24 protein-coding genes are annotated in these 26,484 nt (G+C 71.2%); 9 read left to right on the top strand and 15 right to left on the bottom strand.

Going from position 1 to position 26,484, the window contains the following annotated elements:
• Positions 1 to 16 precede the first annotated feature (16 nt).
• Together ACZ68P_RS22745 and ACZ68P_RS22740 are read right to left on the bottom strand one after the other, a co-directional pair.
• On the bottom strand, positions 17 to 1,186 hold the full coding sequence (locus ACZ68P_RS22745) for a helix-turn-helix domain-containing protein (RefSeq protein ID WP_471008951.1): 1,170 nt from the start codon (positions 1,184 to 1,186) through the stop codon (positions 17 to 19).
• Between the two features lie 421 nt (positions 1,187 to 1,607).
• The gene (locus ACZ68P_RS22740) at positions 1,608 to 2,006 is read right to left on the bottom strand and encodes a hypothetical protein (protein WP_471008950.1); all 399 of its coding nucleotides are present in this window, start codon (positions 2,004 to 2,006) and stop codon (positions 1,608 to 1,610) included.
• A 335-nt stretch (positions 2,007 to 2,341) separates the two neighbouring features.
• Between ACZ68P_RS22740 and ACZ68P_RS22735 the strand changes: the two genes are divergently transcribed.
• Complete coding sequence (locus ACZ68P_RS22735) at positions 2,342 to 2,863, top strand: universal stress protein (RefSeq protein ID WP_471008948.1); 522 nt, start codon at positions 2,342 to 2,344, stop codon at positions 2,861 to 2,863.
• 143 nt (positions 2,864 to 3,006) lie between these two features.
• On the top strand, positions 3,007 to 3,573 hold the full coding sequence (locus ACZ68P_RS22730) for a GPR1/FUN34/YaaH family transporter (protein ID WP_471008946.1): 567 nt from the start codon (positions 3,007 to 3,009) through the stop codon (positions 3,571 to 3,573).
• 441 nt (positions 3,574 to 4,014) lie between these two features.
• Here the strand turns inward: ACZ68P_RS22730 and glmS are convergent, their stop codons facing one another.
• Both glmS and ACZ68P_RS22720 read right to left on the bottom strand, forming a co-directional pair.
• On the bottom strand, positions 4,015 to 5,832 hold the full coding sequence (gene glmS / locus ACZ68P_RS22725) for a glutamine--fructose-6-phosphate transaminase (isomerizing) (protein WP_365715264.1): 1,818 nt from the start codon (positions 5,830 to 5,832) through the stop codon (positions 4,015 to 4,017).
• Between the two features lie 33 nt (positions 5,833 to 5,865).
• Positions 5,866 to 6,141, bottom strand: coding sequence for a hypothetical protein (locus ACZ68P_RS22720; protein ID WP_365715263.1), 276 nt, complete (start codon positions 6,139 to 6,141; stop codon positions 5,866 to 5,868).
• A 193-nt stretch (positions 6,142 to 6,334) separates the two neighbouring features.
• On the opposite strand from ACZ68P_RS22720, the gene ACZ68P_RS22715 reads away from it, so the two are divergent.
• Positions 6,335 to 7,948 carry a beta-N-acetylhexosaminidase gene (locus ACZ68P_RS22715; RefSeq protein WP_471008944.1) on the top strand — a complete coding sequence of 538 codons (1,614 nt, stop codon included), beginning with the start codon at positions 6,335 to 6,337 and terminating at the stop codon, positions 7,946 to 7,948.
• A 76-nt stretch (positions 7,949 to 8,024) separates the two neighbouring features.
• Here the strand turns inward: ACZ68P_RS22715 and ACZ68P_RS22710 are convergent, their stop codons facing one another.
• From ACZ68P_RS22710 to ACZ68P_RS22680, 7 genes are all read right to left on the bottom strand, one after another.
• Complete coding sequence (locus tag ACZ68P_RS22710) at positions 8,025 to 9,797, bottom strand: IucA/IucC family protein (RefSeq protein WP_471008943.1); 1,773 nt, start codon at positions 9,795 to 9,797, stop codon at positions 8,025 to 8,027.
• Entirely contained in the window at positions 9,794 to 10,324 is a 531-nt protein-coding gene (locus ACZ68P_RS22705) for a GNAT family N-acetyltransferase (RefSeq protein ID WP_471008941.1), read from the bottom strand. The genes ACZ68P_RS22710 and ACZ68P_RS22705 overlap by 4 nt, the downstream gene beginning before the upstream one ends.
• Complete coding sequence (locus ACZ68P_RS22700; protein ID WP_471008940.1) at positions 10,321 to 11,592, bottom strand: lysine N(6)-hydroxylase/L-ornithine N(5)-oxygenase family protein; 1,272 nt, start codon at positions 11,590 to 11,592, stop codon at positions 10,321 to 10,323. The genes ACZ68P_RS22705 and ACZ68P_RS22700 overlap by 4 nt, the downstream gene beginning before the upstream one ends.
• Positions 11,573 to 13,018, bottom strand: coding sequence for a pyridoxal phosphate-dependent decarboxylase family protein (locus ACZ68P_RS22695; RefSeq protein ID WP_471008938.1), 1,446 nt, complete (start codon positions 13,016 to 13,018; stop codon positions 11,573 to 11,575). Before ACZ68P_RS22695 ends, ACZ68P_RS22700 begins: the two co-directional genes overlap by 20 nt.
• Before the next feature lie 141 nt (positions 13,019 to 13,159).
• The gene (locus tag ACZ68P_RS22690; protein WP_471008936.1) at positions 13,160 to 14,005 is read right to left on the bottom strand and encodes a siderophore-interacting protein; all 846 of its coding nucleotides are present in this window, start codon (positions 14,003 to 14,005) and stop codon (positions 13,160 to 13,162) included.
• Between the two features lie 4 nt (positions 14,006 to 14,009).
• On the bottom strand, positions 14,010 to 15,053 hold the full coding sequence (locus tag ACZ68P_RS22685) for an ABC transporter substrate-binding protein (protein ID WP_471008933.1): 1,044 nt from the start codon (positions 15,051 to 15,053) through the stop codon (positions 14,010 to 14,012).
• Between the two features lie 139 nt (positions 15,054 to 15,192).
• On the bottom strand, positions 15,193 to 15,609 hold the full coding sequence (locus tag ACZ68P_RS22680; RefSeq protein ID WP_471008931.1) for an ATP-binding protein: 417 nt from the start codon (positions 15,607 to 15,609) through the stop codon (positions 15,193 to 15,195).
• An 84-nt stretch (positions 15,610 to 15,693) separates the two neighbouring features.
• Here ACZ68P_RS22680 and ACZ68P_RS22675 point away from each other — a divergent pair, with 84 nt between their 5' ends.
• From ACZ68P_RS22675 to ACZ68P_RS22665, 3 genes are all read left to right on the top strand, one after another.
• Positions 15,694 to 16,542 (top strand): helix-turn-helix domain-containing protein, encoded by an 849-nt coding sequence (locus ACZ68P_RS22675; RefSeq protein WP_471008930.1) that lies wholly within the window; start codon positions 15,694 to 15,696, stop codon positions 16,540 to 16,542.
• The gene (locus ACZ68P_RS22670) at positions 16,502 to 16,780 is read left to right on the top strand and encodes a DUF397 domain-containing protein (RefSeq protein ID WP_471008929.1); all 279 of its coding nucleotides are present in this window, start codon (positions 16,502 to 16,504) and stop codon (positions 16,778 to 16,780) included. The genes ACZ68P_RS22675 and ACZ68P_RS22670 overlap by 41 nt, the downstream gene beginning before the upstream one ends.
• Positions 16,781 to 17,433: 653 nt before the next feature.
• Positions 17,434 to 17,637 carry a cupin domain-containing protein gene (locus ACZ68P_RS22665; RefSeq protein ID WP_471008927.1) on the top strand — a complete coding sequence of 68 codons (204 nt, stop codon included), beginning with the start codon at positions 17,434 to 17,436 and terminating at the stop codon, positions 17,635 to 17,637.
• A 336-nt stretch (positions 17,638 to 17,973) separates the two neighbouring features.
• Here ACZ68P_RS22665 and ACZ68P_RS22660 read toward each other — a convergent pair whose 3' ends face one another.
• Genes ACZ68P_RS22660 through ACZ68P_RS22645 form a run of 4 tightly spaced genes read right to left on the bottom strand, consistent with a single transcriptional unit; the run spans position 17,974 to position 23,633 of the window.
• Entirely contained in the window at positions 17,974 to 19,134 is a 1,161-nt protein-coding gene (locus tag ACZ68P_RS22660) for an acyl-CoA dehydrogenase family protein (RefSeq protein ID WP_365721814.1), read from the bottom strand.
• Between the two features lie 2 nt (positions 19,135 to 19,136).
• Entirely contained in the window at positions 19,137 to 20,084 is a 948-nt protein-coding gene (locus ACZ68P_RS22655; protein WP_365721812.1) for a hydroxymethylglutaryl-CoA lyase, read from the bottom strand.
• The gene (locus ACZ68P_RS22650) at positions 20,081 to 22,018 is read right to left on the bottom strand and encodes an acetyl/propionyl/methylcrotonyl-CoA carboxylase subunit alpha (RefSeq protein WP_471008925.1); all 1,938 of its coding nucleotides are present in this window, start codon (positions 22,016 to 22,018) and stop codon (positions 20,081 to 20,083) included. Before ACZ68P_RS22650 ends, ACZ68P_RS22655 begins: the two co-directional genes overlap by 4 nt.
• Before the next feature lie 7 nt (positions 22,019 to 22,025).
• Positions 22,026 to 23,633 carry a carboxyl transferase domain-containing protein gene (locus ACZ68P_RS22645; protein ID WP_471008923.1) on the bottom strand — a complete coding sequence of 536 codons (1,608 nt, stop codon included), beginning with the start codon at positions 23,631 to 23,633 and terminating at the stop codon, positions 22,026 to 22,028.
• Between the two features lie 87 nt (positions 23,634 to 23,720).
• Between ACZ68P_RS22645 and ACZ68P_RS22640 the strand changes: the two genes are divergently transcribed.
• The 3 genes from ACZ68P_RS22640 (at position 23,721) to ACZ68P_RS22630 (ending at position 26,468) form a co-directional block, all read left to right on the top strand.
• Positions 23,721 to 24,308 carry an SACE_7040 family transcriptional regulator gene (locus ACZ68P_RS22640; RefSeq protein WP_471008920.1) on the top strand — a complete coding sequence of 196 codons (588 nt, stop codon included), beginning with the start codon at positions 23,721 to 23,723 and terminating at the stop codon, positions 24,306 to 24,308.
• Between the two features lie 114 nt (positions 24,309 to 24,422).
• Positions 24,423 to 25,625, top strand: a complete 1,203-nt coding sequence (locus ACZ68P_RS22635; RefSeq protein ID WP_471008917.1) for a DUF418 domain-containing protein — start codon at positions 24,423 to 24,425, stop codon at positions 25,623 to 25,625.
• 57 nt (positions 25,626 to 25,682) lie between these two features.
• A complete protein-coding gene (locus ACZ68P_RS22630) occupies positions 25,683 to 26,468 on the top strand; it encodes a phosphatase (RefSeq protein WP_471008916.1) in 786 nt (261 codons plus the stop codon).
• Positions 26,469 to 26,484: the final 16 nt, after the last annotated feature.

The following is a 26,484-nucleotide window of genomic DNA, read 5'->3' as shown; positions in this document are numbered from 1 at the left end:
GCTTGTGGCGCGCGGTCTACGGAGCGCTCCGCTGGCCCGGCAGCGCCGGGCGGCCCGAGGCGTACACGTCGGACTGCGGCTTGCCCTGGTCGAGCGGGCCTCCGGGGCGCCGGATCGCGGGGGCGACCTGCGACGGCACGACCGGGTCCATGACGGCCGTCGTCGTCTCGCCCTGCGGGCGACGGGCCCGGTAGGCGGCGCGGTAGGCGGCCGGTGAGGAGCCGAGCTGGCGGCGGAAGTGCCCGCGCAGCGCCACGGGGGAGCGGAAGCCGCAGCGCCCGGCGACCTCGTCGACGGAGTAGTCGGAGGTCTCCAGGAGCCGCTGCGCCTGCAGCACCCGCTGGGTGATCAGCCACTGGAGCGGCGCGGAGCCGGTCAGCGAGCGGAACCGGCGGTCGAACGTGCGCCGTGACATGTACGCGCGGGCGGCGAGCGTCTCCACGTCGAACTGCTCGTGGAGGTGCTCCAGCGCCCAGGCGACGACCTCCGCGAGCGGGTCGGCGCCGATCTCCTCGGGTAAAGACCTGTCGAGATAGCGCTCCTGACCGCCGCTGCGCCGCGGCGGGACGACCAGCCGGCGCGCCAGGGCGCCCGCGGCCTCCGCGCCGTGGTCGGTCCGCACGATGTGCAGACAGAGGTCGATCCCGGCGGCGGTGCCCGCCGAGGTCAGTACGTCCCCGTCGTCGACGAAGAGCTCCCGCGGGTCCACGTGGACCGACGGGTAGCGCTTGGCGAGCGTCGGCGCGTACATCCAGTGTGTGGTCGCGGGACGGCCGTCGAGGAGGCCGGCGGCGGCCAGGACGAACGCCCCGGTGCACAGCCCGACGATCCTGGCGCCTTCCTCGTGCGCCCGGCGCAGCGCCTCCACCGCCTCCGGCGGCGGCGGCGAGGTGATCGACCGCCAGGCCGGTACGACGACGGTTCCGGCCCGGCTGATCGCGTCCAGGCCGTACGGCGCGGTCAGTTCGAGTCCCCCGGTGGTCCGCAGCGGTCCCTCTTCGCCGGCGCACACGAGCAGCCGGTAGCGGGGCACTCCGGCGTCCTGCCGGTCGATTCCGAATACGGAGAGCGGGATGGAGCTCTCGAAGATGGGGCCGCCGCTGAACAGCAGCACCGCGACGACTTCGCGACGGCGGCGCCCGGAAAGCTTCCGTGCGGCCTCCGGTGCGGCGGAGTCCTGGCTCATGACGCTAAGCCCCCCTCGGTGTTTGCGTCTCCCTGGTCCTGTCGCTCCTGCACGTTTCCCCTCGGTTTTGCACGAGACCCCAGTCTTCGATACCCAAGATCGAATCTACTGTGTTCCGTGCCGCCGGCGTGACAAGTTCTCCATCCGGCACATTGTCGACAAGGCAACTTGGCGCGAAGCATTCGATCAGGAAGCGTTCCACTCGCGGGCCGCGCAGGGAAGTGCGCCTTCCGCGCATGGCCCGTCCCCGTAGGGTGCGCGGGCCCGCCGCAGGGCTTTCCGTCCTGGTGGAACCGGGGTTGGAGGGCCCTTCCGGCAAGGACTCGCCGACATCGGGAAGTTGGCTGAAATCATACGGGTGTGGGTGTGCGAACCTGTCAGCTCTACGGGGGGTTCGTCAGGTCGGGTCCGTCGGGCCGGGTCACTCCTGGCGGTGGCGGCGGGCCCCGGGGGTACAGGGGACGCGGTTCCCGGAGCCCTCGCCCCGCAGCCCGCGCTCGGAGCGGCGCAGCAGCACCCGGCAGACCGCCGTCACGGCGACGAGCCCGAGGGCGGCCCCGGCGGCTCCGCCCAGCGAGGTGCCGTAGACGACGAGGACGACCGGGACGAGCACGCAGCAGAAGGCCGCCCAGCGGACCACGTCGCCCGCCGACTCCCCGCCCGCGCCTCCGGCCGTCCCTCCGGTCGCCCGTTCCGTGCCGCCCGCGCCTCCCGTGGGATCCGCCGGCGCCGCCATCGACGGCCGGCTTCCGGTGCGGCGGCGACCGCGCGGCGGGGCGGGGACGGAGGTCTGGGCGGCGGCGGCCGATGGTGCGGGCACGGGCGGTCTCCCTGCGTCGGTGGGCTGGACCAGTGGCAACGAGGATTGCAACGTTCCGGTCACTGCCCGGCGCGTCCGTTTGGCCCCCGTACGGACACCGGGGCCCCGTATGGACAGCTGTAGGACGCAACCGGCATTGCCAGAGGGGGACAGGCTCGTGCATGCTCCCTGGGACGCCGTGCGATCGCCGCACGCCGCACGGCGGGCTCTGGGCAGGAGAGGAGTGTCGCCGTACCCTTGGGGGTATGGGGTTGGGAAGATGATTCCCGGACACAGCTCCGCCACCAGCAGCCGTTCTGTCCCTTCCCAGAAGGATCTTCTTCGTCGAGACACCGATGGCCGGTCACGAAATCCCCGAACCCGCGGACCGCAAGCGCGTCGCCGATTCCACGGTTGACCCCCTGGCGGTGGAACAGCCACGTCACTCCTGTGATCCCGCCTTCCGGCACGGAGTGGTCGTCGGTTTCGACGGCTCGACCTCCAGTGAGCGAGCCCTGGCGTACGCCATCGGCATGGCCTGCCGTTCCGGCTCCGGTCTGATCATCGTGCACGTCGCCAACAGGCTGCCGACCACGGTGTGGGCGGGCTGTGAGCCCCCTGTCTTCGTCGACGTGCCGGACCACCGCACCGAGGTGCTCGGCCTGGAGCTGGCCTGCGCGGACTACCTCGCCGAGGTCCCGTGGATCCTCGTCGAGCGCGGTGGCGACATCTGCCACGAGCTGGAGGAGGTCGGCCGGGAGTACTCCGCCGACGCGATCGTGGTCGGCTCCACGCACGGCATCGTCGGCCGGATCTTCGGATCCGTCGCGGGCCGGCTGGCGCGACGTGCCCAGCGGCCCGTCGTCGTCATCCCGTAACCACCGCTCCTCCCCACAACTTCCGTGCCACGGAGATAAATTCGGCCATACTCAGGTGAATTGTGCGCTTGTGAAGGGTAGATAAGGGTCACCGGAACAAAGCGGCCCAAGCAGCACAACTGCGCATCTGAAGGGAGCCCGCCGTGGACAACGAAGTCGCCGCGGGAAACACCGCCTCCACACTCGGCCAACTCGCACTCGGACTCACCCTGCTGGCCTTCGGCATAGGCGGCACCGGTGTGATCGACAACGTCGCGGCGTCCGACGCCGCGGCCCTCGCCACCTGGGTCGGCGGGGTGGCGCTGTTCCTCGCCGGTCTGCTCGCCCTGTGGGCGGGCAACGGCCGTGACGGCACGGCATGTTCGGCGCTCGGCGCCTTCTGGTTCACCTGGGGGACGGCGGTGGGCGGCGGTGCGTCGGCCGAGGCGACCGGGCTCTTCCTGCTGCTGTGGGCGCTGCTGGCGCTCACGCTGACGATGGCGGCCTCGGGCACCGGTCTGTTCGGTCAGGGGGTCTACGGGCTGCTGTTCGTGGCGCTGCTGCTGCTCGGCATCGGCGCCCTGGCCGGCAACGGCGGCCTCGCGAAGGCGGGCGGCTGGGTCGCCGCGGTGGCGGGCCTCGCGGCCTGGTACGGCGCCACGGCGGCGGTGGCCCACTGGCCGACCTCGGTGAGCCGCCCCTCCCGCCGCGAGGCCCCGGCCGCGAGCTGACGCCCCGGCCCCGCGGGGCGAGTGAGCCGAAGGGCGCGCGGCTGTCGAAAGGGAGAACGCGCGCAGGCCGCGGGGCCGGCTGTCGGCCGGTGTCGAAAGAGAGAACGCGCGCAGGCCGCGGGGCCGGCTGTCGGCCGGTGTCCGTCAGCCTCCGTGGGGCGAGTGAGCCGAAGGGCGCGCGGGTGTCGAAAGGGAGAACGCGCGCAGGCCGCGAGGGACGAGCGGCCGAGCACGGCCGACCGTCGACACCCGCACAAAGCGCCCGGAGGCGAACCGAGCCCACAAAAGAAAGAGGGGAAGGGGTCCCTGGGCGCGCGTGCGCGCGCGGGGACCCCTTCCCGTGTCCGGCCGGGCGTCCGGCCCTCCGGGGACAGGCCGGAAGGTGGGCGGACGGGCTTTCCCGGCCGTGGTCGAGTCTCCGGGGGACAGGCCCGGAGGTTGCTACTCGACCGTGACGGACTTGGCCAGGTTGCGCGGCTTGTCGATGTCGCGGCCCATGGCGAGGGCGGTGTGGTAGGCGAGGAGCTGGAGCGGGATGCCCATGAGGATCGGGTCGAGCTCGTCCTCGTTCTTCGGCACGACGATGGTGTGGTCGGCCTTCTCCTGCGGCTGGTGTGCGACGGCGAGGATGCGGCCGCTGCGGGCCTTGATCTCCTCCAGCGCGGCGCGGTTCTTCTCGAGCAGGTCGTCGTCGGGGACGATCGCGACGGTCGGCAGGGCGGGCTCGATCAGGGCGAGCGGGCCGTGCTTCAGCTCGGAGGCGGGGTAGGCCTCGGCGTGGATGTAGGAGATCTCCTTGAGCTTCAGGGAGGCCTCCAGGGCGACGGGGTAGCCCCGGACGCGGCCGATGAACATCATCGACTGGGCGCCGGCGTACTCCTCGGCGAGCTGCTTGATGTCGTCCTCGGTCTTGAGGATCTCGCTGATCTGCTCGGGCAGCTTGCGCAGGCCCTCGATGATCCGCTTGCCGTCGGTGACCGACAGGTCGCGGATGCGGCCCAGGTGGAGGGCGAGCAGCGCGAAGGCGACGACGGTGTTGGTGAAGCACTTGGTGGAGACGACGCAGACCTCGGGGCCGGCGTGGACGTACACGCCGCCGTCGGCCTCGCGGGCGATGGCGGAGCCGACGACGTTGACGACGCCGAGGACGCGGGCGCCCTTGCGCTTGAGCTCCTGGACGGCCGCGAGGACGTCGTACGTCTCTCCGGACTGGGAGACGGCGATGTAGAGGGTGTCGGGGTCCACGACCGGGTTGCGGTAGCGGAACTCCGAGGCCGGCTCGGCGTCGGCGGGGATGCGGGCCATGGACTCGATGAGGCCGGCGCCGATGAGGCCGGCGTGGTACGAGGTGCCGCAGCCGAGGATCTTGATGCGGCGGATGGTGCGGGCCTCGCGGGCGTCGAGGTTGAGGCCGCCGAGGTGGACGGTGGAGAAGCGGTCGTCGATCCGGCCGCGCAGCACGCGGTCGACCGCGTCGGGCTGCTCGGAGATCTCCTTGTGCATGTACGTGTCGTGGCCGCCCATGTCGTAGGAGGCGGCCTCCCACTCCACGGTCTCCGGGGTGGCGGTGGTGGTCGCGCCCGAGGTGGTGTACGTGCGGAAGTCGTCGGCCTTGAGGGTGGCCATCTCGCCGTCGTCGAGGGTGACGACCTGGCGGGTGTGGGCGATCAGGGCGGCGACGTCGGAGGCGACGAACATCTCCTTCTCGCCGATGCCGAGGACGACGGGGGAGCCGTTGCGGGCCACCACGATGCGGTCGCCGAAGTCGGCGTGCATGACGGCGATGCCGTACGTGCCCTCGATGACCTTGAGGGCCTCGCGGACCTTCTCCTCCAGGGAGGTGGCCTGGGAGCGGGCGATCAGGTGGGTGATGACCTCGGTGTCGGTCTCGGAGGCGAAGACGACGCCGTCGGCGACCAGCTTGGCGCGCAGCTCGGAGGCGTTGTCGACGATGCCGTTGTGGACGACGGCGACCTTGTTCTCGGGGTCGAGGTGCGGGTGCGAGTTGACGTCGCTGGGCGCGCCGTGGGTGGCCCAGCGGGTGTGGGCGATGCCGGTGGTGCCGGTGAAGCGCTTGGGGACGCGGGCCTCCAGGTCCCGGACGCGGCCCTTGGCCTTGACCATCTTCAGGCCGCTGGCCTTCGGGCTGCTGATGACGATGCCGGCGGAGTCGTACCCCCGGTACTCCAGCCGCTGCAGTCCTTCGAGGAGCAGCGGGGCCACGTCACGCTTTCCGATGTAACCGACGATTCCGCACATAAAGGTTTCAGCCCTCCGAGTCAGTGGGTGTGCTCAGCCGTAGACGATGCGGCGCAGCTGCCGGAGCGAGAGCTCCGGTGGCGCCACGGCGCGGTGCGGCAGTTCGGCCGCGATGCGTTCGAAGATCTCCGCGTTCACCGCGCCGCCGGACTGGAGTTCGCGGTGGCGGCGGCGGACGTAGTCCTCGGTCGACTCGTCGAAGTACGCCAGCACGTCGAGGATCACCCGGGCGGCCTCACCGCGCTGGAGCGCGGTGCTGCGCACCAGGTGGTCGATGAGGTCGTCGTGCGACGGGCGGCGTTCGAGCACCCGTGAATACTGAAGGGTCAGGGCCCTGCTTTGCAAGAAACCTGCCCGGAATCGGGCAGGCTGGAGCGTGATCGACGTCGTTCGCGGCGAAATTGGTCTACACCTTGACCCCGGATGGGGTGCACGGTACGCATGGTGACCGATCGGATACGCATGCCCACCGTCGTGAAGCCCGTCGAAAGGGACCCTCCCTGTGAGACAGCGCAGAACGTTCCCGCGAGTGCTCGGCGCCCTGCTGATCGTCGCCGCGGCCGGCCTCTCCTCTGCCGGAGCCGCCGCCTCCGCCCCTCCTCCCGGCCCCGCCCTCACCCGGCCGCTCGGGCAGATCGTGCCCGCCCCCGCGTCCGTGGAGCCGGCCGGAGCCCCCTACGCCATCACCGCCGCCACCCGCATCCGGGTCGACGGCGACTCCCGCGAGTCCCGCGCCATCGGCGACTACCTCGCCGGGGTGCTCCGCCCCTCCACCGGCCACCCCCTGCCCGTCGTCGACGAGGACCGGGCGCGCGGCGGCATCCTGCTGCGCCTGTCACCCCGCGACCGGGCGCTCGGGGAGGAGGGCTACCGGCTCCGGTCCGCCCCCGACGGCATCACGCTCACCGCCCACCGCCCCGCCGGACTCTTCCGCGGCGTGCAGACCCTGCGCCAGCAGCTGCCCGCCGCCGTCGAGCACAGGACCGTCCAGGCCGGGCCCTGGCGGGTGGCCGGCGGCACGATCACCGACACCCCGCGCTACGCCTACCGGGGCGCGATGCTCGACGTCTCCCGCCACTTCCTCACCGTCGACCAGGTCAAGCGCTACATCGACCAGCTCGCCCTCTACAAGGTCAACAAGCTGCATCTGCACCTCTCCGACGACCAGGGCTGGCGCATCGCCATCGACTCCTGGCCCCGGCTCGCCACCTACGGCGGCTCCACCGAGGTCGGCGGCGGCCCCGGCGGCCACTACACCAAGGACGACTACAAGGAGATCGTCCGCTACGCCGCCTCCCGCTACCAGGAGGTCGTCCCCGAGATCGACCTGCCCGGACACACCAACGCCGCACTCGCCTCGTACGCCGAACTCAACTGCGACGGCGTCGCCCCACCGCTCTACACCGGTACCGCGGTCGGCTTCAGCTCGCTGTGTGTGGCGAAGCCGGTCACGTACGACTTCGTGGACGACGTGCTCCGGGAGCTGGCCGCGCTGACCCCCGGCAGGTACCTGCACATCGGGGGCGACGAGGCGCACTCCACCCCGCACGAGGACTACGTCGCCTTCATGGACAAGGTCCAGCCGATCGTCGCCCGGTACGGCAAGACCGTCGTCGGCTGGCACCAGCTGACCGGGGCCACCCCCGCGAAGGGCGCGCTCGCGCAGTACTGGGGCCTCGACCGGACCTCGGACGCGGAGAAGGCGCAGGTCGCGAAGGCCGCGCAGAACGGCACCGGGCTCATCCTGTCGCCCGCCGACCGGGTCTACCTCGACATGAAATACACCAAGGACACCCCGCTCGGGCTGAGCTGGGCGGGCTACGTCGAGGTGCAGCGGTCCTACGACTGGGACCCGGCGGTCTATCTGCCCGGAGCGCCGGCGTCCGCGGTGAAGGGCGTCGAGGCGCCCCTGTGGACGGAGACCATCTCCGAGAACGCGCACATCGACCGGATGGCCTTCCCGCGCCTCCCCGGGGTGGCGGAGCTCGGCTGGTCGCCGGCGGCCACGCACGACTGGGAGACGTACAGGACGCGTCTCGCGGCGCAGGGGCCGAGGTTCGAGGCGCTCGGCATCGACTACTACCGCTCCCCGCAGGTTCCCTGGCCCGCGTCGTAGCGGAGGGGTGACGAGAAAGGAGCCGGCGTCCGGGGGGACCGTACCCCGGACGCCGGCCGGGCCGTGCCCTGTCGCCCTAGCGGGCGAACCGGGCGATCGGGTTCGCCAGGTCGCCGACGAGCTGGAGCGCCGCCGACGGGTCCGCGAGGTCCACCATCTGCCGGTTGTCGCGCAGCTGGAGGCGGTTGAGCGCGGAGAGCGCGAACGTCTCGGCGAACATGTCGTACTGCGCGAACCGGTCCGCCAGCTCCGGCTTCGACTCCTGGTAGCCGCGCACGCACTCCGCGACCGTCCGCCAGAAGTCGTCCTCGTCCAGGGTGCCCTCGGCCGCCAGCGTCGCCGCGAGGAAGCGGAAGAAGCAGTCGAAGACGTCGGTGAAGACGGACAGCAGTTTCATGTCCTCGGGGACCTCGGCCCGGATCCGCTCCACCGCCGGCGGCAGGACCGCGCCGGGATCCATGACGCAGATCTCCTCGGCGATGTCCTTGAAGACCGTCCGGACGACCGCGCCCCGCTCGTCGAGGACGAGGATCACGTTCTCGCCGTGCGGCATGTAGACCAGGTCGTAGGCGTAGAAGCAGTGCAGGATCGGAAGCAGGTAGGCGTCGAGGTAGCCGCGCAGCCACGCGGTCGGTGCCAGGCCCGAGTCCTTGATCAGCGCGCCCGCGAAGGACGCCCCCTCGTGGTCGACGTGGACCAGCGAGGCCATCGTGGCCAGGCGCTCGCCCGGGGCCAGGGACGCCACCGGCGACTCGCGCCAGAGCGCGGCGAGCATCTTGCGGTACGGCGAGTAGCGGTCGGTCGCGGCCTCGTACTCCAGGTGCCGGTAGCCGACGGCGGCCCGCTCGCGGATGATCGAGAACCGGGCGGCCCGCAGCACCGGGTCGGCCTCGATCAGGCCGGCCAGCCAGTCGTTGATCGCCGGGGTGGCCTCCATGTACGCGGCCGAGAGACCTCGCATGAAGCCCATGTTCAGGACGGACAGGGCCGTCTTCACGTAGTGCTTGGACGGGTCGGCCGTGTTGAAGAAGGTACGGATCGACTGCTGCGCGAGATAGGCGTCGTCGCCCTCGCCGAGGTAGACCAGGCGCTCCTGGGCTATCTCGGCGGCGAAGGTGACCGACAGCTTGTTCCACCACTGCCAGGGGTGGGCCGGCATCAGGAGGTAGTCGGCCATGTCCAGGCCCCGCGCGGCGAGGGTCGCCGCGAAGCCGTCGACCGCCCGGTCGCCGAGTTCGGCGCGGATGAAGGTGTCGTACTCGATGTCCGCGCCGGCCGTGAAGGCGGCACGATCGCGGCGGGCGGCGAGCCAGACGAGGTGGATGGGGGCGGCGGCCTCGGGGGCGTACGCACGGAACTCGTCCACCCCGAAGCCGAGCCGGCCGTTGTTGGCGACGAAGCAGGGGTGGCCCTCCGTCATGCCGGTCTCGATCGCCTGGAAGTCGGCGCGGGCCAGCTCGGCGGCGGTGATCCTCGGCTTGGTGGCCTTGAACGCCGTGCCGGCCAGGGTGGAGGAGATCTCCTCCAGGTAGACCGGCAGGATCTCGTCGCTCAAGCCGAGCGAGCCGCGCAGCTCGGTGATGAACCGCAGGGCGTCCAGCGGGAGCTGCTCGTCGCCGCGGTGGCAGCTGATGGAGTCCGGGTAGACCTGCCAGTGGTCGAGCGCGAAGCGGTCGGCGGTGAAGCGGTACTCGGTCGCGCCGTCGTCGCTGAGGACCTTGTAGCGGCTCTCTCCCAGCTCCTGCGGTTCGAGCAGCCGCTCGTGGGAGAACTCCGCGAGGCCCTTGCGGATCAGCGCGCGGTTGGCGTCGGCCCAGAGGGCGGGGGTCAGGTGGTCGACGGCGTTCATATCGCGGCTCCCGTGGCGGCTTCGAACTGTTCGCGGGTGCAGAAGCTCAGCAGGGCCTGCTTCTCCGGCTTCCGGATCTCCCGCTCGGGCACGAAGCCGACGGCCTCGTTGAGGGCGTGGACGGCCGTGTTGCGGACGTCCGGTTCGACGACCACGCGGGTGGTGGCCGGGTCGGCGAACAGTTCGCGCATGACGGCGGTGATGACGGTGCGCGTGAAGCCGTGCACGGGGGTGTCCGTGGGCGCGACGAGGAAGTGCATGCCGACGTCACCGGGCCGCGGCTCGTAGAGCCCGACCAGCTCCAGCTGCGACGGGTCGTAGCGCTCCATCAGGATGGCGGGCACGTCGTCGACCAGACCGATGAACGCCTCGTGGTACGGGTTCGCGGCGAACGCCGTGTACTCGCGCTCGACGTCCTCGACATCCGCGTCCTGCATCATCCAGAAGGCGGCCTTGGGGTGGGTGACCCAGGGGTGGATCAGCTCCGCGTCCTTGGCCGGATCGAGGGGACGGAATCGGATGTTCATACCGCGAACTCCTGGAAGGCGATGGTCTTCTCGACGGGGTAGTGGTCCGTACCCAGCATCGCACCGATGATGTAGGCGTTGCGGTACGCACCCATGCCCAGGTCCGGCGAGGTGATGGAGTGCGTGTGCACGGCGGAGTTCTGCAGGAAGACCTCGCGGCCCGCCGTGTCGATCGAGTAGTCGCGGGCGACGTCGAAGCGGCCCTGGCCGTCCCACCGCAGGCGGTCGCGGATCGGCTCCAGGAAGGCGGGGACGGCGTACTTGTAGCCGGTGGCGAGGATCAGGCCCTCGGTCTCGACCGTGAAGTCCTTCTCCTGCTCCTCCTGGTGGAAGCCGAGCGTGTACGTGCCGGTGGTGTCGTCGTACGCGGCCGAGTGCAGGGCCGAGTTGGTGAGCAGCCGGGTGGGGACCGGGCCGGCCAGGTTCTTCTGGTAGAGCAGGTCGAAGATGGCGTCGATCAGCTCGCCGTCGATGCCCTTGAACAGGCCCTTCTGCTGGGTCTCCAGGCGGTAGCGGGTCTGCTCGGGCAGCGCGTGGAAGTAGTCCACGTACTCCGGCGAGGTCATCTCCAGGGTGAGCTTGGTGTACTCCAGCGGGAAGAAGCGCGGGGAGCGGGTCACCCAGTTCAGGCGGTAGCCGTGGACGTTGATCTCGGACAGGAGGTCGTAGTAGATCTCCGCCGCGCTCTGGCCGCTGCCGACCAGGGTGATCGACTTCTTCTTCTGCAGCGCCTCCTTGTTCGGGAGGTAGCGCGAGTTGTGGATGAGGTCGCCCCCGAGGTCCCGGCAGGGCTCCGGGACGTGCGGCGGGGTGCCGGTGCCGAGCACGATCCGGCGGGCGCGGAAGGTCTCGCCGCCCTCGGTCGCGACGACGTACTCCCGCGCGCTCTCGTCGTACGAGACGGAGCTGACGGTCGTGGAGAAGCGGATGCTGCTCAGCTTGTCGGCGGCCCAGCGGCAGTAGTCGTTGTACTCCGTGCGCAGCGGATAGAAGTTCTCGCGGATGTAGAAGGAGTAGAGCCGGCCCTTCTCCTTCAGGTAGTTGAGGAAGGAGTAAGGGGAGGTCGGGTCGGCCATCGTGACGAGGTCCGACATGAACGGCGTCTGGAGGTGGGAGCCCTCCAGGAACATGCCCGAGTGCCATTCGAAGCCGGGCTTGGACTCCAGGAAGAGACCGTTCAGGTGGTCGATCGGCTCGGTCAGGCAGGCCAGGCCGAGGTTGAACGGACCGAGCCCGATGCCGATGAAATCAAGAGGCTGCGTGGACAAGGTTCTCTCCCAGGTACTGCTCGGCGTGGCCGGCTATCAGATCGAGGACGGCGGCGATGTCGGCCACGGTCGTCTCGGGGTTGAGCAGGGTGAACTTCAGGTACTGGCGGCCGTCGACCTTGGTTCCGGCGACGACGGCCTCGCCCGACGCGAAGAGCGCCTTACGGGCGTAGAGGTTGGCGCGGTCGATCTCCGCGGGGGAGGTGACGGCCTCGGGGATGTAGCGGTAGACGAGGGTGGAGAGCTGCGGGCGGACGACCACGTCGTAGCGCGGGTCCGCCGCGAGCAGCTCGAAGCCGGCCGCCGCCAGGTCGCAGACCTCGTCGAAGAGTTCGCCGACGCCGTCGGCGCCCATCACGCGCAGTGTCATCCACAGCTTGAGCGCGTCGAAGCGGCGGGTGGTCTGGAGCGACTTGTCGACCTGGTTCGGGATCTTCTCGGCGACCGTCCGCAGCGGGTTGAGGTAGTCCGCGTGGTACGTCGCGTGGCGCAGGGTGGCGCCGTCGCGGACCAGGACGGCGGAGGAGCTCACCGGCTGGAAGAAGGACTTGTGGTAGTCGACGGTGACCGAGTCGGCCCGCTCGATGCCGTCCAGGAGGTGGCGGCGGGTGAGGGAGGTGAGGAGGCCGCAGCCGTAGGCGGCGTCGACGTGCATCCAGGCGCCGTACTCGTCGGCCAGCGCGGCGATCTCGGGCAGCGGGTCGATGGAGCCGAAGTCGGTGGTGCCGGCGGTGGCGACGATGGCCATGGGGACCAGGCCCTCGGCGCGGCAGGCCTCCAGCTCGGCGGCGAGGACGACGGACTGCATGCGCCGCTCGCGGTCGACGGGGATGGAGACCACGGCGTCGTGGCCGAGACCGAGGAGGGTGGCCGACTTCTGGACGCTGAAGTGGCTGCACTCGGAGGAGAAGACCCGCAGCTTGGACAGGTCGGCGGTCTTGGCCTCCTCGCGGGCGAGCAGCAGCGCCTGGAGGTTGGACTGCGTCCCCCCGCTGGTGAAGACACCGTCGGCGGCCGGGCCGAGGCCGATGCGGCCGGTGGTCCAGTCGATGAGCTTGCGCTCGATGAGGGTGCCGCCGGCGCTCTGGTCCCAGGTGTCCAGGGAGGAGTTGACCGCCGAGAGGACGGCCTCGCCGAGGACGGCGGGGATCACGACCGGGCAGTTGAGGTGGCCCAGATAGCGCGGGTGGTGGAAGTAGACGGCGTCGCGGAGGTAGACGGTCTCCAGCTCGTCGAGTGCGGCGGAGGTGTCGCCGAGCGGCTTGTCGAGGTCGACGGCGTCGACGACGGGCGCCAGCTCGGCGGGGGTGACGCCGCTGAACGGGCGTCGCGTCGTGGCGAGTTTGTCGGCCACCCGCTCGACCCCTTCGGTGACGGAGCGTCGGTAGCTCTCCGCCGTGGCGTCGTTGAGCAGGTGCGAGCGCATTGCAGGTCCTCCCGGAGACGGGACTCGGTCGGCCTCCTCCGGACAGGAAAGGGGCGAGGGGGCGACGTTTAACTTAGGTTAGCCTAACCTAAGTTCCTACCGCAACATCCCTCGCCCCTCGGGGCACCGCGCGACCTGCGGTTATGCCTCGTCCGGCGTCTCCGGCGCCTCGCGCAGGGCGTCCTCGGACAGGCCCTCGCGCCAGTACCCGACGAACGTCACACGCGTGCGGTCGAGTTGACGGTCCCGCACGAAGTGACGCCGCAACGCCTTCACCGCGCCGGACTCGCCCGCGACCCAGACGTAGGGAGCCTCACCGGGCAGCTCGGCGCCTCGCACCGCCTCCACGGCCGACGGAGCCCCCTCCTCGCGCACCAGCCACGTGACGGCGGCGTCGGCCTTCGTCACCAGCTCCGCCCGGTCGCCGGAGTGCGGCACCTCCAGATACACCTGGGCCCGCGTCCCGGCCGGCAGCCACTCCAAGATCGCGGAGGCGGCCGGCAGGGCCGTCTCGTCCGCCCAGATCAGCACGGAGTCGGCGTCCTCGGGCGGCTGGAACCGGACGCCGGTGTTCTCGGCGACCGCCGGACCGAGCACCACGACCCGGTCACCGGACTTGGCCTCCTGCGCCCAGCGGCAGGCCGGGCCGCCGTCCTCGTGCAGGGCGAAGTCGATGTCGACCTCGTCCGGTTCGGTCCGCTGCTCGCGCACGGTGTACGAGCGCATCACGGCCCGCTCGTCGTGCGGCATCGCGCGCCAGGCGCCCAGGATCGCGTACATGTCCGGGTCGTCCAGCGGGGGCAGGACCGGTGCGTCCTGACCCGGGTGCGGCAGGAAGAGGGAGAGCGACTGGTCCCGTCCTCCGGAGGTGAAGGACGTCAGCTCCTCCCCGGTGAAGGTGATCCGGACCAGCGACGGGCCGAGCCGCCTCGTCCGGTCGACCTGGAGGGAGAAGAATCGGAACGGAGCGGTCTCAGCGGTCGTCATCGGGTCAGGACACCTTCTTCGCGTTCTCCAGCGCCTTGGCGAGGTCCTCCAGGAGCGGGGCGCACTTGGCGTAGGAGTAGACGGGCTCGGTCACGCGCGGGAAGACCTGGCCGGCCTTGACGGCGGGCAGCGCGGCCCAGGTCGGCTTGGCCTTCAGGGCCTCGGGCTGCAGGGCCGAGGTGCGGTTGTCGAGCAGGATGACGTCGGCCTTGTACTTGTCGACGTTCTCCCAGCTCAGCCCCTCGAACCAGCCGCCCTGGTCCAGCTTGTCCGGGACGATCAGGTTGACGCCCAGCTCCTTGAAGTAGACCGTGTCGGTCGGGCGGACCGGGGTGGAGACGTAGAAGAGGTCCGGAGAGCCGGAGCCGATGAGGACCTTGATGTCCTTCTTGCCCTTGGCGGCCTGGCGGACGCGCTCGGCGGCGGCCTCGAAGCGGGCCTTGTCGGCGAGGATCTGCTTGGTCTTCACGTCGGCGCCCAGCGAGGCGGCGAGGTCGGCGTGGCGCTGGAGCACGGCCGGCATCGACTTGTCGGAGGCCCAGAGGGCGACGCTCGGCGCGATCTTGAGGATCTTGTCCTTCTGCTCGGCCGGGACGTACCAGAGGTCGTTCTTCTCCCACATGTCCGTGATGAGAAGGTCCGGGTTGAGCTTGAGGTACTCCTCGATCTTGAACTCGCCCCAGACGTTGCCGATGACCTTGACCTTGGTGATGTCGAGGTCGCCCGCCTGGACGTCCGGCTTCCGCTCCTTGGTCTTCGGGTCCTCGACGTAGGTCGGGCCGAAGACGCCCTTGACCTCGATGCCGAAGTCCTTGAGCGCGGCGGCCATGCCGGTGAAGGCCACGATGTTCTTCGGGGTGGACTTCGCCTCGACGGCCGTGCCGCGGTCGTCGGTGAACTTCCACGGGCCGGCCTTCTCCGAAGCACCGGAGGCGCCGCCCTTGGTCTCGCTGCCACAGGCGGCGAGCGCGGCGCCGAGCCCGAGGGCGCCGCCCGCTGCGAGCAGACCGCGACGGGTGAGATGGGTGGCTCGGGCGTTGCTGGGCATGGCGAAGTCGCTTTCGGTACGTGCCGCGTGGGTTCGGCCTGGGTAGATCGAAGGTAGGTTAGCCTAACCTCAGGTCGATCAGTAGGGGTGGCCCCCGGGTCGTACGTCACACGGCTCCGCCCGTCATGTCCCGGTATTTCTAGGTGTTTCGGGCGTCGCACTCGAACCACACCGTCTTGCCGCCCGTCGACGGCTCCACTCCCCAGCGGTCCGTCACGGCCTCGACGAGCGCGAGCCCCCGCCCGCCCTCCGCGAGCGGCTCCGCCGCCTTGGCGTGCAGCGGCCCGGGCACGGCGTCGGCGACCTCCACGCGCAGGCCGTGCGGCTCACGCAGGATCAGCACGGAACAGCTCCGCCCCGGGACGTGCCGGACGACGTTGGCGACGAGTTCGCCGAGCGCGAGCTCGCCGGCGTCCGCGAGGTGGTCGAGTCCCCAACGGGTGAGGAAGATGCGCAGGATGCGACGCATGTGGCCTGCGGAGTGTTCACCGACGGTGAAGCCCATGCGGTAACTCGACGGAACTTCCGCCGGATAGAGGTCGGTTGCGTGATTCATGCCACCAGGATGGAGTCGGATGGTTACGCTCGGCTACGAGTCGAAACGAACGCAGTGATGCGTGAGCTTGGGGGTGACCTCGTCGTGGTCAACATCCGCAGCCTCGATCCCAGCGCCTCGCCGCTGGACTACTACGGAGCGGAGCTTCGCCGCCTGAGGGAGGAGGCGAACCTCAACCAGGCGCAGTTGGGGGACATCGTCTTCTGCACGGCGTCGCTGATCGGCCAGATCGAGACGGCGAAGAAGGTCCCGACGCGGCGGTTCTCGGAGCAGCTGGACGCGGCGCTGATGACGGGCGGGGTGTTCTCGCGGCTGGTGGGTCTGGTGCTGAAGAGCCAGCTGCCGAACTGGTTCCAGCCGTACGCGGAGATGGAGGCGAAGGCGACCTGTATCTACTCGTTCCAGGCGCAGCTTGTCGACGGCCTGCTTCAGACGCCTGAGTACGCGCGGGCAGTTCTCGGGGCCCGAACCGAGGACGACTTGGACGCCAAGGTCGATGCTCGGATCGAGCGTCAGCGAATCCTGGAGCGGGAGACTCCGCCGTTGATCTGGGTGGTGATGAGCGAGGCGGTGTTGCATGAGGAGATCGGAGGTCGGGCGGTCATGCGGGACCAACTCGCGCAACTGTTGGTCATGCAGGAGCGCAAGTGGGTGAAGGTCCAGGTCCTGCCATTCACGGTCGGTGCACACGCAGGGCTGATGGGCTCGTTCAACCTGCTGCGCTTCGAGGACGACCCGGACATCGTGTACACCGAGGACTTTGTCCAAGGCCACATGACGGCTGATCCGGCAGCTATCAGGGAGGGTTCGCTCCGTTACGATCACCTCCAGGCTGCGGCTCTCTCCGTGGAGGACTCGGCTGCCCTGATCGCCCGTGTGATGGAGGAACGTTATGGGGACCAACCAGAACCTGGCGGGCGCACGCTGGCGTAAGTCTTCGTTCAGTGGCGACACTGGCGGTCAGTGCGTCGAGTGCGCGCCCCTCGGCTCCGCCGCCTGGCGCAAGGCCTCCCACAGCTCCGACACGGGCGGTGAATGCGTCGAGGTCGCCGACCTCGACGCCCACGTCGCCGTCCGGGACTCCAAGAACCCCGACGGTCCCGCCTTCCTGGCCACGCCGACCGCGTTCGCCGCGTTCGTGAGCGCGACGGTCGAGGGGCGCCTGGGCTGAGGCCCGGTCCTGCATCCGGCCTTGGGCGCCCGGGTGCCGGCGCCGGAGGGCTTCTGGGTCGGCCGCCCTCTCTCCGAGTGTGGCGTCCCGCGTCGTCGCCTCAAGGGCGCTCCTCGTGCCTCGTCGCGTCGCTGCGCGATGGGCTGCGCCCACCCTTGACCCGTCGTCTTCGGACGCCTTTTCACACTCGGAGGGCGGCCGGGGGCGTGGCCGCGCGTGCGGCTCCGTGGGTGCATTGCGCGGTAGTCGCATGGGGCGGTGACGGCACCGGCTCGGCGGGTGGCGGCTGGTGCGTGGCCGGGCTTCATGCCCCGCTGGTGACGGCCGGTGGGCTGGAGGGAGGCTCCCGCCTTTGGCGCGGAGGGTCGGCCCTGGTGGTGGCTCATGGCTCCTCACGCAACGCCGGTCGGGTGTCGAGCCGTCGCCGGGGGAGAGGTTTTGCCAAACGGTCGACCGGCGATCGTCCCTGCTCAGATAGCTTTTCGGCATCCGTTGAAGGCGATGCGCGGGCTGCTCACGTCATGGTGGGAGCAGCCCGAGGGAGGCATGCGATGAGTTCGATCGATGTCATGGAGACAGCGGCCGCGCTGCCGGCTGCCTGGAGTTCCTCCTCCTTGGCAGAGGTAGGAGGGGCCTGTGTGAAAGTCCTGCGTATGGACAGCAGCCCGGTCCTGGAAGAGGTCCACGGGGCCGATGAGGTGCTGCTGGTGCTCGACGGGCGGCTCGAACTGCTGGTGGAGGGCGTCCGGGTCGCGGTGGAGGCAGGCGGGATGTACCGAGTGCCGGCGGGTGCCCGGCACGCTGTCGGCCCGGGGAGCCGTGGCACGTTGGTGATCGTGGAGGAAGCCGGGGCGTGAAGCGCTCACCCGGCACGGGCGGACCCTCGGCCGGGGGATCGGCGGGGCCGGCACTTCGGCCGTGGGCGCGGTGTCCGTCCCGCTCGGGGCGCAGCCCCCACCGGCACATCGTTCGCCGGTCCCGCAGCACCAACCGGCACATCGTGCGCCTGTCCGGTCGGGAAGCGCCCCTCCAGCCCCACGAGCCTCGTCCGCTCCAGGTATGCGTGGTGATGTGTGCGGGACGGTTCGCTTCCGCCTGCCGCCGGGCAGTGGCGGGGCATGAAGCCCCGCCGTCCACCGGTCGTCATCCGCTGAGCGGAGCGCGGCCGCACACCAGGCCGCCCCGCGCCCGCCTCAGCCCGTGAAGCCCAGCTCCCGGGCGATCAGCATCCGCTGGACCTCGCTCGTGCCCTCGCCGATCTCCAGGATCTTGGAGTCCCGCCACATCCGCGCCACCGGGTACTCGTTCATGAAGCCGTAGCCGCCGTGGATCTGCGTCGCCTCGCGGGCGTTGTCCACCGCCACCGTCGAGGAGTAGAGCTTCGCCAGCGCCGCCTCCTTCTTGAACGGCTCGCCGAGCACCAGCCGCGACGCCGCGTCACGCCAGCCGACCCGGGCCATGTGCGCCCGCATCTCCATGTCCGCGATCTTGAACTGGACCGCCTGGTTGTCGCCGATCGGCCGCCCGAACGCGTGGCGCTCCTTGGCGTACTTCACCGACTCGTCCACACAGCCCTGCGCCAGGCCCGTCGCCAGGGCCGAGATGGCGATCCGGCCCTCGTCGAGGATCCGGAGGAACTGCGCGTACCCGCGCCCCTCGTCGCCCAGCAGGTTCGCCGCCGGGACCCGTACGCCGTCGAAGGACAGCTCGCGGGTGTCCGAGGCGTTCCAGCCCACCTTGGAGTAGGGCGCGGCCACGGTGAAGCCGGGCGTGCCCGAGGGCACGATGATCGAGGAGATCAGCGGACGGCCGTCCTCCTTGCGGCCGGTCACGGCGGTGACCGTGACCAGGCCGGTGATGTCCGTACCCGAGTTGGTGATGAAGCACTTCGAGCCGTTGATGACCCACTCGTCGCCGTCGCGCACGGCGGTGGTGCGGGTACCGCCCGCGTCCGAACCGGCGCCCGGCTCGGTCAGCCCGAACGCGCCCAGGATCTCGCCGGAGCACATCCGGGGCAGCCACTCCCGCTTCTGCTCCTCGGTGCCGAAGCGGTAGACCGGCATGGCGCCGAGCGAGACGCCCGCCTCCAGGGTGATGGCGACGGAGGAGTCGACCCGCGCGAGTTCCTCCAGCGCGATGCCGAGGGCGAGGTAGTCGCCGCCCATGCCGCCGTACTCCTCCGGGAAGGGGAGGCCGAACAGGCCCATGCGGCCCATCTCGCGGACGATCTCGTAGGGGAACTCGTGCCGCTCGTAGTAGTCGCCGATCTTCGGGGCGACGACGTCGTGGGCGAACTCCTCGACGGTGCGGCGGAGTTCCTCGTGCTCTTCGGAGAGCCGGTGGTCGAGGGACATGGCTAGGACTCCTTGTGAGAGTTCGCCGCGAGCGCGCGGACGGTACGGGAAGGGCTCGGTCGGCCCAGCTGTTCGGCCATCCACACGCTGGTGGCGGTGAGGGCGGCCAGGTCGACCCCGGTCTCGATGCCGAGGCCGTCGAGCATCCACACGAGGTCCTCGGTGGCGAGGTTGCCCGTGGCGCTCTTCGCGTACGGGCAGCCGCCGAGGCCGCCGGCGGAGGCGTCGACGGTGGTGACACCGTGGCGCAGCGCGGCGAGGGTGTTGGACAGCGCCTGGCCGTAGGTGTCGTGGAAGTGCACGGCGATCCGGGAGGTGGGGACCCCGGCCTCGTTCAGCGCCGTCAGCAGCGCCTCGACGTGCCCGGGGGTGGCGACGCCGATGGTGTCGCCGAGGCTCAGCTCGTCGCAGCCCATCTCGGCCAGCGCCTTGGTGACCCGGACGACCTGCTCGACCGGGACCGCGCCCTCCCACGGGTCGCCGAAGCACATGGAGAGGTAGCCGCGGACCTTCAGGCCCTGCTCTATGGCCCGCGTGACGGTCGGCGCGAACATGGCCAGCGCCTCGTCGACGGTCCGGTTGAGGTTGGCCTTGGCGAAGGACTCGGTGGCGGAAGCGAAGACCGCGATCTCGCGCGCGCCGAGGGCGAGGGCGCGGTCGAGGCCGCGCTCGTTGGGCACCAGCACGGGAAGGCGTGCCGGCAGGCCCCGCAGGAGGGGGAACAGCTCCTCGGCGTCGGCCAGCTGGGGCACCCACTTGGGGTGGACGAAGCTGGTCGCCTCGACGGTGGTCAGCCCGGCCCCGGCGAGCCGCCGGACGAACTCGGCCTTGACGGCGGTCGGCACGACGGTCTGCTCGTTCTGCAGCCCGTCGCGGGCCCCGACCTCGTGGATGCGGACGCGGGCGGGGAGCCCGGCGGCGGGCACGGTCATCGGCAGGCCCGTGGTCATGATTCCTCCCTCGGGGTCACCACGGCCAGGATCTGGTCCATGGCGACGGTGGTGCCGGGTGTGACGTCCAGCTCGGTGACGGTGCCGGCGTGCGGGGCGGAGATGACGTGCTCCATCTTCATGGCCTCGACGACGAGCAGGCTCTGCCCGGCCTCGACCTCCTCGCCGACGGACACCTTCACGACGGTCACGGTCCCCGGCATGGGCGCGGCGAGCGTGTCGGCGCCCCCGAGCCGGGCGCCGGAGAGCGCGGCGGCGACGGGGTCGTGGTCGAGGACGTGCCAGGAGTCCCCGTCACGGCCCAGCCAGATCCCGTCCGGGGACGGGGCGAGCCGGAAGTGGTGGGTGAGGCCGTCGAGATGGACGGTGACCGACTCGTCCGTGACCCTCGCCCCGGCGGGTGCCTGCGCCGTGACGGGTTCGAGTCCCGCGACGCGGAAGGGGAAGTCAAGGGGGGCCGGACGGCCGCCGACGCGCCAGCCGTTCGGCACGGAGAACGGGTCGGTCCAGCCTGCCGTGGGGGAGGGGGTCAGCCCGGCGAGCCGTACGGCGGCCGCCGCGGCGTAGACCTCGTCCGGTACGGACTTGGGGACCAGGCCGTCCGCCTCGCGTTCCACGAGGCCGGTGTCCAGGTCGCCGGAGACGACGTCCCCATGGGCCAGGAGCCGGCGCAGGAAGCCCGCGTTGGTCGGGACGCCGAGGGTCACCGTGTCCGCGAGGGCCGCGCGCAGCCGGCGCAGGGCCGTGGGGCGGTCGGGGGCGTGCACGATGACCTTCGAGAGCATCGGGTCGTAGAGGCTGCCGACCTCCGTGCCCTCGCTCAGCCCGGAGTCCGTGCGGACCCCGTCGCCCTGCGGCTCGTTCAGCGACAGGACCGTTCCGCCGGACGGCAGGAAGCCGCGGGAGGGGTCCTCCGCGCAGATCCGGGCCTCGATCGCCCAGCCGTCGAGCCGTACGTCCGCCTGGCCGAAGGAGAGGGGCTCCCCGGCGGCGACCCGCAGCTGCCACTCCACCAGGTCCATGCCGGTGATCAGCTCCGTCACCGGGTGCTCCACCTGGAGCCGGGTGTTCATCTCCATGAAGTAGTACGAGGAGGGGTCCACGCCCGGGACGATGAACTCGACCGTTCCGGCGCCGACGTAGCCGCAGGACCGGGCCGCCTCCACGGCCGCCGCGCCCATCGCGGCGCGCGTGCCCTCGTCGAGCAGGACGCTGGGCGCCTCCTCGATGATCTTCTGGTGGCGCCGCTGGAGGGAGCACTCGCGCTCCCCGAGGTGGACGACGTTCCCGTGGGCGTCGGCAAGGACCTGGATCTCGATGTGCCGTGGCCGGTCGATCCACCGCTCCACGAGCAGGGTGTCGTCGCCGAACGAGGATCGGGCCTCGCGCCGCGCCGCCGCGATCTCCTCCGTCAGCACCGTCAGGTCCCGCACCAGGCGCATGCCCTTGCCGCCGCCGCCCGCCGACGGCTTCAGCAGGACGGGCGCGCCCAGCTCGCGCGCGGCGGCCTCCAGCTCGGGATCGGCGGCGCCGGGCACGACGGGGACGCCCGCCGCCCTCACGGTCTCCTTGGCCCGGATCTTGTCGCCCATGAGCGAGATCGCCGGGGCCGGCGGCCCGATGAAGACGAGTCCGGCGTCCGCGCACGCCTGGGCGAACGCGGCGTTCTCCGCGAGGAAGCCGTACCCGGGGTGGACCGCCTGCGCGCCGGTCCGCCGCGCGGCCTCGATCAGCCGTTCACCGGAGAGGTAGGACTCGGCGGCGGGGGCGGGGCCGAGGCGTACCGCCGTGTCGGCCTCCCGCACGTGGCGGGCGTCGGCGTCGGCGTCGCTGTACACGGCGACCGAGCGGACACCCATGGCCCGCAGCGTGCGGATGACGCGGACCGCGATCTCGCCGCGGTTGGCGACGAGGACTGTGTCGAACATGGTCATCTGTCACTCACATCCGGAAGACGCCGAAGGCGGGTTCGGTCAGGGGGGCGTTGGCGCAGGCGGTGAGCGCGAGGCCGACGACCTGCCGGGTCTCCATCGGGTCGATGACCCCGTCGTCCCAGAGCCGGGCCGTCGCGTAGTAGGCGTTGCCCTGCGTCTCGTACTGCTCGCGGATCGGGGCCTTGAAGGCGTCCTCCTCCTCCGCGCTCCACCCGTCCCCGAGCTGGTCCCGCTTGACCGTCGCGAGGACGGACGCGGCCTGCTCGCCGCCCATGACCGAGATCTTGGCGTTGGGCCACATCCACAGGAAGCGGGGGGAGTAGGCCCGGCCGCACATCGAGTAGTTGCCCGCGCCGTACGAACCGCCGACGACGACCGTCAGCTTCGGGACCCGGGTGCAGGCGACGGCGGTGACCATCTTGGCGCCGTGCTTGGCGATGCCGCCGGCTTCGTAGTCCCGGCCGACCATGAAGCCGGAGATGTTCTGGAGGAACAGCAGCGGGATCCCGCGCTGGTCGCACAGCTCGATGAAGTGGGCGCCCTTCTGGGCGGATTCGGAGAACAGGATGCCGTTGTTGGCGACGATCCCCACCGGGTGGCCGTGGATCCGGGCGAAGCCCGTGACCAGCGTCTGTCCGTACTCCGACTTGAACTCCTGGAAGCGCGAGCCGTCCACGATCCGCGCGATGATCTCGCGGGCGTCGTAGGGCGTACGGGAGTCCACCGGCACCGCGCCGTACAGCCCGGCCGGGTCGACCTTCGGCTCCACGACCGGTTCGACCGACCAGGGCAGCGGGCCGCGGTCGGGGAGCGTCGCGACGATGTTCCGGACGATCCGCAGCGCGTGGGCGTCGTCCTCGGCGAGGTGGTCGGTGACCCCGGACGTACGGGAGTGGACCTCGCCGCCGCCCAGCTCCTCGGCCGTCACGACCTCGCCGGTCGCGGCCTTCACCAGCGGCGGGCCGCCGAGGAAGATCGTGCCCTGGTTCCGGACGATCACGGCCTCGTCGCTCATCGCCGGGACGTACGCCCCGCCGGCCGTGCACGAACCGAGGACGGCCGCGATCTGCGGGATGCCGGCGCCGGACATCCGGGCCTGGTTGTAGAAGATCCGGCCGAAGTGCTCCCGGTCGGGGAAGACCTCGTCCTGGAGCGGCAGGAAGGCGCCGCCCGAGTCCACGAGGTAGAGGCAGGGGAGACGATTCTCCAGCGCCACCTCCTGCGCCCGCAGGTGCTTCTTCACGGTCATCGGGTAGTACGTGCCGCCCTTGACCGTGGCGTCGTTGGCGACGATCACGACCTCGCGGCCGGAGACCCGTCCGATGCCCGCGATGACCCCGGCCGCCGGTGCCTGGTCGCCGTACATGCCGTGCGCGGCGAGCGGGGCCAGCTCCAGGAAGGGCGAACCCGGGTCCAGAAGCGTGTCCACCCGGTCCCGCGGCAGCAGCTTGCCGCGCGCGGTGTGCCGGGCGCGGGCCTTCTCGCCGCCGCCGAGCGCGGCCGCCGCGAGCTTGGCGCGCAGGGTCGCGGCCAGCTCGTGGTGGGCTGCCTCGTTGGCCTGCCAGGCCGGCGAGGCGGGGTCCGCCGCGCTCGTCAGCACAGGTGCCTGCTGCATCGACTGAGCTCCCTTGCTCGGTTAATGAGCGTTAACGTATGTCGTTCAGGTTAACGACCGCTAACCGCGTTGTCTAGAATCGATCCCATGACCACCACCGCCAGGGTTGACGCACCGACGCGACGCGAGCAGATCCTCAAAGAGGCCGCCCGCCTCTTCGCCGAGCGCGGCTTCCACGGCGTGGGCGTCGACGAGATAGGAGCCGCCGTCGGCATCAGCGGCCCCGGCCTCTACCGCCACTTCCCCGGCAAGGACGCCATGCTGGCCGAGCTCCTCGTCGGCATCAGCGAACGGCTCCTCGACGGCGGACGGCTCCGCGTCGGCGAGACGACCGGCGACCCGCGGGCGCTGCTCGGCTCGCTCATCGACGGGCACATCGACTTCGCCCTGGACGACCGGCCCCTGATCACCCTGCACGACCGCGAGCTGGACCGGCTCAAGGACGAGGACCGCAAGCGGGTCCGCCAGCTCCAGCGGCAGTACGTGGAGCTGTGGGTGGCGGTCGTACGGCAGCTCCACCCGACCGCGTCCGAGAGCGAGGCCCGCGCGGCCGTGCACGCGGTCTTCGGTCTGCTGAACTCCACGCCCTACCTCGCGGCGCTGGGACGCACCGCGATGGAGGAGCTGCTCCGCCGCCTCGCCCACGGCGCCTTCGGCGCCCTGTCCGTGGGCTAGCGACGGCCCGGAACGGATCGGCCCGGGCGGGACGTGCCGGGCACGACCCGGCCGCCGCGGCCCGGACGGGCCTCTTCGCACACGACCCAGACGACCGAGCACGGGGGCACGGCCATGGCACGGGAAGCGACGGACGCCGTCACCCTTCCGGCGGAGGGCGGCCGGCGCATCCAGGAGGTGGACGCCCTGCGCGGTTTCGCGCTCGGCGGCATCCTGCTGGTGAACGCGCTGGTCATCGCCGGCGTCCCGGCCGTCCCCGGCGACACGCCCGACCTGGTGGCCAAGGGCCTGGTCATCGCGTTCGTGGAGACGAAGTTCTACCTGCTCTTCTCGTTCCTCTTCGGCTACAGCTTCACCCTCCAGCAGGAGTCCGCCGAGCGGGCCGGGGCGCGCTTCGTCCCGCGGATGCTGCGCCGGCTCCTCGGCCTCTTCGTCCTGGGGCTCCTGCACTTCGCGCTGCTCTACACCGGCGACATCCTGGCCATGTACGCCGTGCTCGGCCTGATCCTCCTCGCCGCGCGCGGAGCCTCCGCCGGCCGGCTGTGGACCGCCGCCCGGTGGGTCCACGCGGCGACCTCCGCGCTGCTGCTCACCGCCGCCGTCCTGCTCGCGCTCCTGACCGGGGACGGCGCCGACGGCGCACCGGACACGAGCGCGGAGACCGCGCGGCTGACAAGGGCCTACCGGGGCGCCCCGGCCGACGTCATCGCCGCCCACCTGTCCGCCTGGTCCGAGGTCGTGGGCGCCCTCTTCTTCGCGGGCGGCCTGATCACCGCGGCCTTCCTGGCGGGCGCCGCGGCGGGCAAGCGGCGGCTGCTCGCCGGAGACACCCTCGGCACCGACCGGCTGCGGCGCATCCGCGCGTACGGAGTGGCCTGCGGCCTGCCGGGCTCGCTCCTCATGGCGGCCGGCGCGTCCGGAGCGCTCCCGTACCGCTGGGAGACCCTCACCTTCGTCGTCGGCATGGTCACCGCCCCGGCGCTCACCGCCGCGTACGGCAGCGCCCTCCTGCTGTGGATGCGGACGCCGCGCGGCGCCGCCACCCGCCGGCTGCTGGCCCCCGCCGGCCGCATGGCGCTCACCGGTTACCTGACACAGTCCCTCGTCCTGGCCCTCGTCTTCACCGGCTACGGACTCGCCCTCTACGGGCGGGTCGGCGCGGTCGCCGTCCTCGTCGGCGCCCTGGTCCTGTACGCGGGACAGCTGCTCCTCAGCGGGTGGCTGATGCGCCGCCACCGGCTCGGCCCGGTGGAGTGGCTGCTGCGCGCGGTGACCCTGGCGGGACACCCCGACAAGGGCCGCCGGAACCGAAGCTGACGTCCACGGGGCGAAACGAGGCGGCCACAGGCCGTGGCGGACGGCAGAATGTGCATCATGCCGATACTCAGCCGCCCCGCCCTCGTCGAGCACCTCGTCCGGACCCGGATCGCGGGGGACGTCGCCACCCCGCGCGACAACAACCTCTCCCACTACCGCAAGCTCGCCAACGGCGACCGGCACTACTGGCTGGGCCTGGAGCTGGGCGACCGGTGGACGGACGAGCAGGACGTGCTCGCCGTCATGGCCGAGCGGTGCGGCGTGAACGACGACCCCGCCCACCGGACCGGCCAGGACACCATCGACCCGGAGCTGACGGTCGACGGCCTCGACCGGATGGCCGCCCGGCTGCGCAAGGCCGCCGCCGGCAAGGAGCGGGTGCTGTTCGCGACCGGGCACCCCGGCGCGCTGATCGACGCCCACAGCCGGGTCGCCGCAGGTCTGCGGGCGGCCGGCTGCGAGATCGTGCGGATTCCCGGCGGACTCACCGCGGACGAGGGGTACGTCGTGCAGTTCGCCGACGTCGCCGTCTTCGAGCGGGGCGCGACCCTCTGGCACACCCACTCGCCGGAGCCCATGAACGCGATCCTCGACGGCCTGGAGCACATGGGCGAGCCGCGGCCCGACCTCGTGGTCGCCGACCACGGCTGGGCCGGGCGGGCCGGGCAGCGCGGCATCGACTCCGTGGGCTACGCCGACTGCAACGACCCCGCCCTCTTCATCGGCGAGGCGGAGGGCACGATGCAGGTCACCATCCCGCTCGACGACCACGTCGTCGACCCGCGCCACTACGAGCCGATGACCGCCTACCTGCTGGACGCGGCGGGCCTGACGCAGGGCTGATGCCGCCCCGTCCCCG

This window comes from Streptomyces sp. NPDC036822, assembly GCF_055609145.1.
Note: the sequence above shows the minus strand (reverse complement) of the source record. Positions and strands in the feature narration are given on the sequence as shown.

Bases quoted from the DNA above. Each gene is read 5' to 3' on its own strand.
- ACZ68P_RS22745 (WP_471008951.1), bottom strand. From the start codon at position 1,186: ATGAGCCAGGACTCCGCCGCACCGGAGGCCGCACGGAAGCTTTCCGGG.
- ACZ68P_RS22735 (WP_471008948.1), top strand. From the start codon at position 2,342: ATGGCCGGTCACGAAATCCCCGAACCCGCGGACCGCAAGCGCGTCGCC.
- glmS (WP_365715264.1), bottom strand. From the start codon at position 5,832: ATGTGCGGAATCGTCGGTTACATCGGAAAGCGTGACGTGGCCCCGCTG.
- ACZ68P_RS22710 (WP_471008943.1), bottom strand. From the start codon at position 9,797: ATGAACGCCGTCGACCACCTGACCCCCGCCCTCTGGGCCGACGCCAAC.
- ACZ68P_RS22705 (WP_471008941.1), bottom strand. From the start codon at position 10,324: ATGAACATCCGATTCCGTCCCCTCGATCCGGCCAAGGACGCGGAGCTG.
- ACZ68P_RS22695 (WP_471008938.1), bottom strand. From the start codon at position 13,018: ATGCGCTCGCACCTGCTCAACGACGCCACGGCGGAGAGCTACCGACGC.
- ACZ68P_RS22690 (WP_471008936.1), bottom strand. From the start codon at position 14,005: ATGACGACCGCTGAGACCGCTCCGTTCCGATTCTTCTCCCTCCAGGTC.
- ACZ68P_RS22685 (WP_471008933.1), bottom strand. From the start codon at position 15,053: ATGCCCAGCAACGCCCGAGCCACCCATCTCACCCGTCGCGGTCTGCTC.
- ACZ68P_RS22680 (WP_471008931.1), bottom strand. From the start codon at position 15,609: ATGAATCACGCAACCGACCTCTATCCGGCGGAAGTTCCGTCGAGTTAC.
- ACZ68P_RS22670 (WP_471008929.1), top strand. From the start codon at position 16,502: ATGGGGACCAACCAGAACCTGGCGGGCGCACGCTGGCGTAAGTCTTCG.
- ACZ68P_RS22665 (WP_471008927.1), top strand. From the start codon at position 17,434: ATGGACAGCAGCCCGGTCCTGGAAGAGGTCCACGGGGCCGATGAGGTG.
- ACZ68P_RS22660 (WP_365721814.1), bottom strand. From the start codon at position 19,134: ATGTCCCTCGACCACCGGCTCTCCGAAGAGCACGAGGAACTCCGCCGC.
- ACZ68P_RS22655 (WP_365721812.1), bottom strand. From the start codon at position 20,084: ATGACCACGGGCCTGCCGATGACCGTGCCCGCCGCCGGGCTCCCCGCC.
- ACZ68P_RS22650 (WP_471008925.1), bottom strand. From the start codon at position 22,018: ATGACCATGTTCGACACAGTCCTCGTCGCCAACCGCGGCGAGATCGCG.
- ACZ68P_RS22645 (WP_471008923.1), bottom strand. From the start codon at position 23,633: ATGCAGCAGGCACCTGTGCTGACGAGCGCGGCGGACCCCGCCTCGCCG.
- ACZ68P_RS22640 (WP_471008920.1), top strand. From the start codon at position 23,721: ATGACCACCACCGCCAGGGTTGACGCACCGACGCGACGCGAGCAGATC.
- ACZ68P_RS22635 (WP_471008917.1), top strand. From the start codon at position 24,423: ATGGCACGGGAAGCGACGGACGCCGTCACCCTTCCGGCGGAGGGCGGC.
- ACZ68P_RS22630 (WP_471008916.1), top strand. From the start codon at position 25,683: ATGCCGATACTCAGCCGCCCCGCCCTCGTCGAGCACCTCGTCCGGACC.